Below are 10633 nucleotides of genomic sequence, written 5' to 3'. Positions count from 1 at the left end.
GCTCACCACCCACCCCGCAGGCGAGGGAACCCATTCATGAATCAACAGGTCGCCAACCGGCTGAACTCGCTCGCGGTGTCCGCCTACAAGGTCATGGGCTCCGTGCTGCTGGCATTGATCCTCCTGGGGCTCCTGTCCTTCCTGTCGGTGCAGGGCTTCTTCCTGTCCAACACGCGGTGGGTGACACCCACCATCCTGTCGCCCACCGACCCCAACGTCCTGCAGCTCAACGCGCAGGCGGCGCAGCAGGAATCGGAGCGCGACGCGCTCCAGGCGAAGCAGCGGGAGGTGGCCAACCGCCTCCAGGAGGCCGTGCGCACCCTGAACGCGGAGAAGTCCTTCCAGCAGCGCTTCGTCGTGGCCCTCAAGGGCGAGAAGTCCTCCCGCGACAAGCTTGCCCGGAGGCTGTCCGCGCTGCGCCAGGAGTACCTGCGCGCGGGCGGGGAGATCGCCGAATCCAACCGGGCGTACAGCGGGCTTGCGCGCACGCGCACCAGCGCCCTCTACGACGCGAAGCTGATGGAGCGCGAGGCCGTGCTCACCATGAACCACCACCTGGCGCAGATGGCGCAGAGCAACCTGTCGCTCGCGCAGGAGACGGTGGACCTGGACATGCGGCTGGACATCCTCAGGCGCGAGCGCGAGGGCCTCACCGCCGCGGAGAACGGCCTGGGCCGTGATGACGCGCCCGAGGGGCTGACGACGGACACGCTGCTGCTGGAGCGCGAATACACGCAGTCGGTGCTGGCGCAGGCGCGCGCGGAGGCGCAGCGCAAGAGCCTGGAGAAGGACCTGCAGGCGCTCGACGACAGCCTCCGCCGCTTCAACCAGTTGCTGAAGGTGGTGCATGAGGCGCCGTACCTGAAGGCGGTGGAGCAGAACCTCACCGTGGCCTTCGTGCCGTACGAAAACCTGGCCAACGCACGCGAGGGCACCTCGCTCTACAGGTGCGCGCTGAAGGTCATCTGGTGCCGCGAGGTGGGCGTGGTGGGGCCGGTGCTGGAGGGCGAGGTCACCCAGCAGCATCCCATCCGCCAGTACCACCTGCGGGGCGTGATGGTGGAGCTCCAGCTTCGGGATGCGCCAAGCGCGCGGGAGGAGCTGCTGCACCTGGGCCGTCCTCCCCTGATGTTGTGAGTTCCCCCGGGAGTGTCTGGAAATGGAGCGGCGGATGCGGAGAACCCTCGCATGTGGGGTCCTGGTGGGGATGTGGACGGGCGCGGCCCTCGCGGCGGACGCGGTGGGGACGGTGCGCGCCCGGAGCGAGCCTGCCCAGGGCTATTGCGAGCGCGTGCGGGGGACGTCGCGCGCGGAGGCCGCGTTGGAGCTGGCGCCGGAGGTGTTCGCCAGCATCGGCGCGGTGAACGCGGGCGACGCGCAGGGAGGCTCCGATGAGACGCCCCTGGGGTCGCCCAAGCTGCGGCTGACCGCGGGGCTGGGCTACGACTTCGTGGGCCTCTACCGGGGCCACACGCTGCGCTCGCGCGCGGAGGCGGAGTGCCGGCGCTATCAGGCGCTCGCCGCGCTCCAGGGCGCCGTCCAACAAGGCACGAGGCTGGGGGAGACCGCGGCGCTGCAGGCCCGCGCGCGGGCCCTGGCGGAGTCCCTGCCGCGCGCGGAGACGCTGGTGTCCCAGCTGCGCGACGAGCTGCGCGATGGCGGCGCCACGCTGGAGGAGCTCAACGCGGTGCAGGTGCGGTTGGATCATCTGCGCACGCTGGCCCGCGACACCGAACAGGCGCAGGCGCGGTTGGCGCTCGAGCCCGGGCTGGCGGAGGGCCAGGACCTGGGCGCGTTGCTTCTGGCCTTCGAGTCCGCGGACGACCAGGTGGAGGCCCTGTCCGGAGGGCTGCGCAAGGCGCGCGCGTGGCGGCTGAGCGTGCGCGGCGGCTACGACGAGGTCTTCAACGTGGACCAGGACACGCCCCTCTTCGGACAGCTCACGCTGGGCTACAACCTGGGCAACCTGTGGCAGGGCCGGGCCAATGCGCAGGCGCGCGAGGGCCGCCGCCAGGAGACGCGCGACGCGGTGGAAGGCGCGCCCCGGCAGGTGCGCCAACTGCTGGGCGAGCTGCGCATCACCGAACAGGGAGAACAACAGCGGCTGCGCGAGGTGTCCACGCTGGTGTCGGACCTGGAGGGGCAGTTGCGCGAGGTGGAGCGACTGGAGACGCGGCAGGTCCGCCGCTTCCGGGACTACCTGTTGCTGGAGCTGGCGCGCCTCAAGGCGGAGCAGGCGTACCTGGGAGCGCATCTGAAGACGCTGCAATCACTGCTCGGCGGGGTGAAGTCATGAGCGAGGAGCGACGTCGGTGGATGATCGCGCTGGCGTCGTCGGCCGTGTTGATCCTCTGGGCGGGAGTCCTGCTCTTGAGCCATGGCGCCTGCAGCGGATCCCGCGACAGCGTGATGAAGCCCATCGTCGCGTCCGCGCCCCCGACGGCCCTGCCCCCGCCCACGGAGGACCTGGAGCCCATTCCCCTGGAGCGACTCCACGTTACCCAGGGCAAGGTGCTGGAGGCGCAGAAGGCCGCCCTGGGAGGGACGCGCTTCGACATCGAGGTCCCGAGGCAGCGCGCGGTCTCTCCGGAGACGACGGGCGACGACATCGGCCTGCGCTTCTCCTGGCTGGGCGTCACCGACCCGGTGATTCCCCTGGCCTCCGGGGAGCTGCGTGAACAGGTGGGCCTCAAGCTGCGCGCGATGGATGGCTGCAATGTCATCTACGCCATGTGGCGCATCGCGCCGTCGGCGGGCATCGTCGTCAACTTCAAGCGCAACCCGGACGACCACGAGAGCGGCGAGTGCGGCAATGCCGGCTACACCACCGTCCAGCCGCGCTTCATGGAGCCGCTGGACCGGCTGGCGCAGGGTGAGCCGCACGTGATGCGCGCCCGCATCGACGCGGACGTGCTGACGGTCTACGTGGATGGCAAGCGCGTCTGGGAAGGCGTGCTGCCCCCCGACGCGCTCCTGCTGGAGGGGCCGGCCGGCATGCGCACGGACAACGCACGCGTGCGCTTCGAGCTGCTCGTGCCCCGGGAGGTCGGGACCGCTTCGCGGCGCTGAAGCGTCCCATCCCCGACACCGCTTGAAGGGGGGCGATTGGCCGTCCGCCCCCTTGCATGAAGCATCCGGGCATGGGTTGCTTGAGCCCTGATGCAAGACCGCGATCCGCTGGCTTCGCCGCTCCGTCCCCCGCATGGCCTGGAGGCGCTGGAAGATGCCCTCCGGCGCGACCTGGACATCCTCTCCTACCCTGCCCGCAGCTGGGTGCCCCCGCGCTCCACGCCGGACGGCCGGTCCATCCTGGACGTGCTCATCGTGGGCGGAGGCCAGAGCGGCCTGGGCACCGCGTTCGGGCTGATGCGCGAGCGGGTGACGAACCTGCTGGTGCTGGACGACGGCAAGGACGGCTTCCACGGCCCGTGGAAGACCTTCGCGCGGATGATCACCCTGCGCACGCCCAAGTACCTGACGGGCCCGGACTTCAACATCCCCAACCTCTCCTTCCGCGCCTGGTACGAGGCGCAGCACGGCGAGGAGGGCTTCCGCCAGGTCGCCCTCATCCCGAAGGAGCTGTGGGCGGACTACCTGCTCTGGTATCGCCGCGTGCTGGCCATTCCCATCCGCTGCGGCACGAAGGCCGGCGCCCTGCACTGGCGCGCGGACCTGGACTGCTTCGAGGTCCCCGTCACCCACGCGGGCGAAACGCAGACCCTGCTCGCGCGCAAGGTGGTGCTGGCCACCGGCATCGACGGCTCCGGCCGCTGGGAGGCCCCGCCGGAAGTGCAGCCCCTGCCCCGCTCGCTGTGGGCGCACACGCATGACCCCATCGACTTCGAAGCCCTGCGCGGCAAGCGCATTGGCGTGCTCGGCGCGGGGGCCTCCGCGTTCGACAATGCGTCGGTGGCGCTGGAGACGGGCGCGGGCCGGGTGGACCTGTTCTACCGGCGCAAGAAGCTGCCCAACGTCAATCCCTACCGTTGGGCGGAGTTCGTGGGCTTCCTGCGCCACCACGGCGACCTGCCTGACAAGGACCGCTGGCGCTTCATCCGGCAGATCATCGAGATGGGGCAACTGCCGCCGAAGGACACCTTCGAGCGCGCGCGTCGCTCCTCCGCCTTCCACCTGCACGCGGAGAGCCCCTGGCTGGAGGTGAAGCAGCAGGACGGCCAGGCCGTCGTGCGCACCCCGCACGGCACGCACGCGTTCGACTTCCTCATCATCGCGTCGGGCTTCACCACCGACCTGTCGATGCGCCCGGAGCTGGCGGAGCTGCACCCGCACATCGCGCTGTGGAAGGACCGCTTCACCCCGCCGGAGACCGAGCGGCACGCGGACCTGATGCGCCACCCGTACCTGGGCCCCTCCTTCGAGTTCCAGGAGAAGACGCCGGGCACCGCGCCGTGGATCCACGGCGTGTTCAACTACACGTTCGGATGTCTGCTCTCGCTGGGCTTCGGCGGCGCGAGCATCTCCGGCATGAAGTACAGCCTGCCCCGGCTGGTGGGCGGCATCACCCGCCAGCTCTACACCGACGACAGCGAGCAGCACTTCCGTGCGCTCGCCGACTACGCCATGACGGAGTTCGAGCCGTGAGCACCTCCCTGACCGTGTTTCGCAGCGAGCGCGTGGTGACGCCCGAAGGCATCCGCGCCGCGGCGGTGGTGGTGCGCGACGGGCGCATCGAAGGCATCGACGCCACGGTGGACGTGCCGCGCGGCGCCCAGGTGGTGGACGTGGGGAGCGACGCGCTCCTGCCCGGCATCGTGGACAGCCACGCGCACATCAACGAGCCCGGCCGCACGGACTGGGAAGGCTTCGCCACGGCGACGGCAGCGGCGGCCGCGGGCGGCATCACCACCGTGGTGGACATGCCGCTCAACTCCATCCCGGCGACCACGTCCCTGGCCGCGCTGCGCACCAAGGCCGAGTCCGCGTCGGGCCAGTGCGCCATCGACTACGGCCTGTGGGGCGGCGTCATCCCGGGCAACGCGGGCGAGCTCCAGGCGATGGTCGAAGCAGGCGCCCCCGGCTTCAAGGCGTTCCTGGTGCACTCGGGCGTGGACGAGTTCCCCGCCGCCACGCGCGACGTGCTGGACGTGGCCATGCCCATCCTGGCGAAGGCCGGGGTGCCCCTACTGGTGCACGCGGAGCTGACGGACCACGAGCCGCCCTTCGCCGGGGACGTGCGCGCCTACGCCAGCTACCTGGCCTCGCGCCCGGCCGCGTGGGAGGTGGACGCCATCCGGATGATGATCGACCTGTGCCGCAAGCACCGGGCGCCGGTGCACATCGTCCACCTGTCGGCGGCGGACGCGCTGGACGACATCGCGAAGGCGAAGGCGGAAGGACTGCCCTTCACGGTGGAGACGTGCCCGCACTACCTGACCTTCAGCGCGGAGGAGATTGAAGCGGGCGCCACGCACTTCAAGTGCGCCCCGCCCATCCGCGAGGCGGAGAACCGCGAGCGGCTGTGGCGCGCGGTGGCCAGTGGCCTCATCGACCTGGTGGTCTCCGACCACTCGCCCTGCACGCCCGCGCTCAAGAAGCTGGAGGCCGGGGACTTCTCCGGCGCCTGGGGCGGCATCGCCGGGTTGCAGTTGAGCGTGTCGGCGGTGTGGACGGGCATGCGCGCCCACGGCCTGGGGCTGGACGTGCTGGTGGAGCGGATGGCGCGCCGCACCGCGGCACTCGCCGGGCTGTCGCACCGCAAGGGCGCCCTGAAGCCGGGGCTGGACGCGGACTTCGTCGTCTTCGCCCCGGAGACGCGCTTCAAGGTGGCCCCGGAGGACATCCGCCACCGCCACCGGCTGACGCCCTACGCGGGACGCGAGCTGGAAGGCCGGGTGTTGAGGACATACCTGCGCGGCCAGCGTATCTTCGACGCCACCGAGGGACTGACGGGCCCGCGCATCGGCCAGTGGCTGCCGCGCGGCTGAACCGTCCCGTCCAGGAGAGGAACACCGATGCAAGCCGAAGCACCCGGGGCGATGCACGTCGCATTCGCCGACCTGATTGACCTGGCCGCCGCGAAGGTGGGCGGCAAGGCCCTGCTGGCCAACGACGAGTTCTTCGCGCCCAAGGAAGCGATGCTGGAGCCCGGGCGCGGCGTCTTCATCGCGGACAAGTACACCGAGCGCGGCAAGTGGATGGACGGCTGGGAGACGCGCCGCAAGCGCGTGCCTGGCTACGACTGGTGCATCGTGAAGTTGGGCCTGCCCGGCGCCATCCACGGCATCGACGTGGACACCAATCACTTCATCGGCAACTTCCCCGAGTACGCGTCCCTGGAGGCGTGCGAGGTGGACGGAGACCCGTCCGCGGAGTCGCTGGCCCAGGACGTGTCGCGCTGGACGGAGCTGGTGCCCCGCTCGCGGCTGCGCGGCGGCTCGCGCAACCTGTTCGCGGTGGCCAACGAGCGGCGCTTCACGCACGTGCGCCTCAACATCTTCCCGGACGGCGGCGTCGCGCGCCTGCGCGTGCACGGCATGGTGTTGCCGGACTGGCACGCGCTGAAGACGGCGGGCCTCGTGGACCTGGCGGCGGCGGCGAACGGCGGCTCCGTCGTCACGTGCAACGACCAGTTCTTCGGCACGAAGGACAACCTCATCTTCCCGGGCCGCGCGGCCAACATGGGCGAGGGCTGGGAGACGCGCCGCAAGCGCGTGCCGGGCTTCGACTGGATCGTCGTGAAGCTGGCCACCGCCGGCACCCTGCGCCGCGCGGAGGTGGACACCCACTTCTTCAAGGGCAACTTCCCGGACCGCTGCTCGCTGGAGGGCATCCACCTGGAGGAGCCGCTCCTGGACTTCGCCAACGCCACGCACCTGAAGTGGAAGGAGCTGCTGCCCCAATCCAAGCTCCAGGCGGACCACTGCCACGTGTTCGACAAGGAGTTGAAGGACGTGGGCCCCATCACGCACGTGCGCCTCAACATCTTCCCGGACGGCGGCGTCAGCCGGCTGCGCCTCTTCGGGGAGCCGGCGTGACCACCGGCCTGGAGCGCCTGAACACCGCGACCACGGAGGAAGCGACGCAGGCGCTCACCCGCTGCTGCGGCAGCAAGCGCTGGGTGGAGGCGATGCTCGCCGTCCGCCCGTTCCGCGACGCGGAGCACCTGTACGCGGAGGCCACCACCGCCTGGGAGCGCACCGGGCCGGAGGACTGGAAGGAGGCCTTCACGCACCACCCGCGCATCGGGGACGTGTCCAAGCTGCGGGAGAAGTACGCCTCCACCGCGCAGTGGTCGTCGCAGGAGCAGCAGGGCGTGGCCGCCGCCGACGAGCGCGTCCTGGAAGCCCTGGCCCAGGGCAACCGCGACTATGAAGCCCGCTATGGCTTCATCTTCCTGGTCTGCGCCACCGGGAAGAGCGCGGCGGAAATGCTCGCGCTGCTCCAGGGCCGCATGAACAACACCTCCGACGCGGAGCTGCGGATCGCCGCGGCGGAGCACGCGAAGATCACCCGCATCCGACTGGAGAAGCTCCTCGCGTCATGAGCACGCTCAGCACGCATGTCCTCGACACGAGCACGGGCCGTCCGGCCGAAGGGCTCACCCTCGTCCTTGAAGCCAGGGCGACGGGAGAGTCCTTCCTGGAGCTGTCCCGGGGCGTCACCAACGCGGATGGCCGGGTGAAGGACCTGCTGGGCACGGCCTCCAAGCTCGCGCCCGGCGTCTACCGCCTCACCTTCGACACCGGGGCCTGGTTCCAGTCCCGGGGCCAGAAGGGCTTCTATCCGTACGTGCAGGTGGTGTTCGAAATCACCGCCACCGACGAGCACTACCACGTCCCGCTGCTCCTCAGTCCCTACGGCTTCTCCACGTACCGGGGGAGCTGAGGAGCGTCGGGCCCAGGCCTCACGCGCGCGGCGGTTCGACGGGGGCCTTGTCGACGGGAGGCATGTCGGCCGGGGCCTTATCGCCGCCGCGGCCGGGCCGTCCGTGCTCCGGCTTGTCCAAGAGCGGCTCCGCGCAGAGTGAGGAGTTGTTCGTCTTGCAGGCGCCTTCGTTGTGCAGGTCGAACTGCCAGCGGTGGCGCGGACACACCACATAGCGGCCCTCCTCCACCCAGCCCTCGGAGAGGTCCGCGCCCTGGTGCGGGCAGAAGCGCTGGATGGTGAAGCGCTTGCCCCCCGCCTCCACCACGGTGCGCTCCTTGCGCGCCTCCATGGCGCGCAGGCCCGCGCAGAACTCGCGCATGTCCGCCACCTCCACGCCCAGGAAGCCGTGCAGCACGGGTTCGTACACATCCGGGTTGCGACTCAGGCGCAGGCGGAAGGACAGCAGGAAGTCCTCCCAGTTCAGCTTGCGGTCCAACACGCGCACGATGTCGCTCGCGCTCACCTTCATCGCGTAGCGCGTGGTGTCGCGCATCCGCGGCACCTCCTCCACGCGCCGGCGCTTGAAGTCCACGCGCAGGAGCCGCGTGGGCGCCTCCGTCAGCTCCACGTACAGCGGCATGCCCACCCGGTCATGCAGGTCCAGCAGGTCCAGCTTGCGCTGCAGCTCTTCATGCAAGCGGGAGAGGATGTCCTCCACCTCCTTGCCTAGCAGGTCGCGGCGGCGCTCGACGAAGAGGTGCGCCATGTCCTTCGCGTACGTCTCCAGGTACGCCTTGAAGTTCTCCGTCGTCACGCGCTCCGGAACCTGGGAGACGAACGCCAGCGTGCCCGCGTCCAGCACGTCCCCGGGCATGGGCTCCAGGTAGCGCGTGGGCGCCTCCGGCAGGCGCTTCTCCAGGAAGGAGAAGAGGGCCGGGGCGCGCGGGAAGATGTTCACGTCCTCGAAGTTCAGCGCATGGAGCGCGGGATCCAGGAAGGCCGCCGGGCCCGCCGCGGCGACGTAGGCCCGGGGCTGCACCGATTCCAGCGCCCGTGCCACCGCCTCGAACTTGCTGTCGCGCTTCTTGCGGGAGATGTCCGCGTACGTCTCGCGCGGATATTCGTAGCAGGTGGGGTGCCAGATGGCGCCGGAGAACTGCGCGGAGAAGACATCGATGGGTCCCTCCTCCGAGATGACCCGCGCCAGCCGGTCATGCATCTTGCAGTCGTTGATGTTGAGGAAGCACTGGCCGTCACCGCGCACCATCACGCTGGAGTCGCGGTTCGTCCCCTGCTCGGAGACGAAGAGCTTGATGTAGCCGCCCTTGATGGGGACCTCGCGCGAGTCCTCGCACGCGATGACGCGCTTGCAGCCGTACCGGGCGAAGTGCTCCTGCAGCTCCGCGCGCTTGAACTTCGGCACCAGCACGGTGAAGTCGCGCCGGGTCAGCGTGGCCAGGAACTCCGGGTCGAAGTGATCCTTGTGCTCGTGGCTGATGTAGAGGAAGCGCTCCTTGCCGGGCGTCGCCAGCAGCTCCCGCACGCGCGGCGCCAGGTGGTGGTTGCGCGGCAGTTGCATCCACGCCGAGTCGAAGGCCCCCTGGGGCGTCAGCCAAGGATCCATGACGACGAGCGCTCCGGCGGTCTCCACCGCGAAGCCCGCATGACCCAGGAAGGTGATCCGCATGAATGTCATCCCCTCGGTTGTGTGGGGGGCAATCCATGGACCGCCCCCCGCGTCCATCGCCTCGGGCGGCAGGCCCCTTGGCGTCTGAGAGGCTGTGGACCCGGTCCGCCCCCGACCAGGGCTTCCAGGTGCGACATGGGTGTCGAGCGGCCCACAAGGGCAATGCCTTGCGCACAAGAAAGGGAGGGAGGCCGTGTCCTGGCCCCCCTCCCCCTGGTGACTGGCGGACGGTGAAGCGCGACCGGGCTACGGCTGGATTTCCCGCACGCTCATCCACTTGAAGTCCACGTCGTTGGCGTTGTCCCACCGGAACGTCGCGATGGGCCCACCCCAGGTGATGGGCATCGCGCCCACGGAGCCGCCGCAGTGCTGGGCGTCGCCGCCCCAGGCCCCCGCGTCCGTCATGTCGTAGACCTTCGTCCAGGAGACCTTGTCGGCGTTCTCGTTGACGTACAGCTCCAGCTTCACCGCCTCCGCGCCCTTCGCGTCCGGCACGTTGCGCATCACCGCCTTGAAGCCCACCCAGCGGCCCAGCAGCGACGTGGTGGCGGGCTTGTACTGGCCCTGGTCGTAGGACACGTGCCAGGTCTCCTTCTCGAAGCGCACGCGGCCGTCGTAGTGCAGGCCGCCCTTGTAGCTGCTGCCCTCGCAGCCTTCGTGGTTGTCGTTGTGCTTCCCGCCCCGCGCGTACCAGGCGAAGTTGTCCTTCGTGTTGGAGGCCGCGTTGACCTTCACGAAGCCGGTCATCTCGATGTTCTTCCAGTCGTTCGCCGCCTGCATGTAGCCCCGGCTCGCGAGCACGTCGCGGTCGTAGGTGGCGATCTGCTTCGGGTCGTAGCCCGTGGACGGGAACGCGCTCATGCGCACCTGGGAGCTCTTCATCTTCCAGGAGCCATCCGCGTTGCGCGTGATGGTGCCCTGGGGATCGAAGCGCGCATCCGCGGTCGCATTGTCGGCGAGCGCCCAGGCCTCACCGCCCGCCTTCGACGGGTACATCATCGTCACGCCAAAGCCATCCACCCCGGTGGGCGTGGGAGCGGGCGTGGTGGGCTCCGTCGGCGTGGGCGTCGGCACCGTGGGGTCCGGCGCGGGCTCGTTCTCCGAAGGGAGGGGCTCGGG

The 10633-nt window shown here is 70.0% G+C and carries 10 protein-coding genes; 8 read left to right on the top strand and 2 right to left on the bottom strand.

Annotated elements, in window-relative coordinates:
* The first annotated feature begins 36 nt into the window (after positions 1-36).
* The 8 genes from D7Y13_RS31180 to uraH all read left to right on the top strand — a co-directional run bounded on the left by D7Y13_RS31180 (position 37) and on the right by uraH (position 7845).
* A complete protein-coding gene (locus D7Y13_RS31180; protein WP_120585641.1) occupies positions 37-1137 on the top strand; it encodes a hypothetical protein in 1101 nt (366 codons plus the stop codon).
* 34 nt (positions 1138-1171) lie between these two features.
* Entirely contained in the window at positions 1172-2296 is a 1125-nt protein-coding gene (locus tag D7Y13_RS31175; RefSeq protein ID WP_120585640.1) for a hypothetical protein, read from the top strand.
* Positions 2293-3069 carry a hypothetical protein gene (locus D7Y13_RS31170; RefSeq protein WP_147444501.1) on the top strand — a complete coding sequence of 259 codons (777 nt, stop codon included), beginning with the start codon at positions 2293-2295 and terminating at the stop codon, positions 3067-3069. The genes D7Y13_RS31175 and D7Y13_RS31170 overlap by 4 nt, the downstream gene beginning before the upstream one ends.
* Before the next feature lie 90 nt (positions 3070-3159).
* Positions 3160-4602 (top strand): NAD(P)-binding domain-containing protein, encoded by a 1443-nt coding sequence (locus D7Y13_RS31165; RefSeq protein WP_120585638.1) that lies wholly within the window; start codon positions 3160-3162, stop codon positions 4600-4602.
* Positions 4599-5945, top strand: a complete 1347-nt coding sequence (gene allB, locus D7Y13_RS31160; RefSeq protein ID WP_120537157.1) for an allantoinase AllB — start codon at positions 4599-4601, stop codon at positions 5943-5945. Before D7Y13_RS31165 ends, allB begins: the two co-directional genes overlap by 4 nt.
* Positions 5946-5972: 27 nt before the next feature.
* Positions 5973-6995, top strand: a complete 1023-nt coding sequence (gene alc, locus D7Y13_RS31155) for an allantoicase (RefSeq protein ID WP_120537156.1) — start codon at positions 5973-5975, stop codon at positions 6993-6995.
* On the top strand, positions 6992-7504 hold the full coding sequence (uraD, locus tag D7Y13_RS31150) for a 2-oxo-4-hydroxy-4-carboxy-5-ureidoimidazoline decarboxylase (protein ID WP_120537155.1): 513 nt from the start codon (positions 6992-6994) through the stop codon (positions 7502-7504). The genes alc and uraD overlap by 4 nt, the downstream gene beginning before the upstream one ends.
* On the top strand, positions 7501-7845 hold the full coding sequence (gene uraH / locus D7Y13_RS31145) for a hydroxyisourate hydrolase (protein WP_120537154.1): 345 nt from the start codon (positions 7501-7503) through the stop codon (positions 7843-7845). The genes uraD and uraH overlap by 4 nt, the downstream gene beginning before the upstream one ends.
* 19 nt (positions 7846-7864) lie before the next feature.
* On the opposite strand, the gene D7Y13_RS31140 is transcribed toward uraH, so the two are convergent.
* Both D7Y13_RS31140 and D7Y13_RS31135 read right to left on the bottom strand, forming a co-directional pair.
* Positions 7865-9514, bottom strand: a complete 1650-nt coding sequence (locus D7Y13_RS31140) for a Rieske 2Fe-2S domain-containing protein (protein WP_120585642.1) — start codon at positions 9512-9514, stop codon at positions 7865-7867.
* A gap of 246 nt (positions 9515-9760) precedes the next feature.
* Positions 9761-10633: carbohydrate-binding protein (locus D7Y13_RS31135; protein ID WP_244222395.1), on the bottom strand; the 873-nt coding region annotated here is incomplete at its 5' end.

Origin of the sequence: Corallococcus praedator (assembly GCF_003612125.1) — a bacterium.
Classification (GTDB): Bacteria; Myxococcota; Myxococcia; order Myxococcales; family Myxococcaceae; genus Corallococcus; species Corallococcus praedator.
The sequence above is the reverse complement of the archived record's forward strand: the minus strand, read 5'-3'. Positions and strand labels throughout refer to the sequence as shown.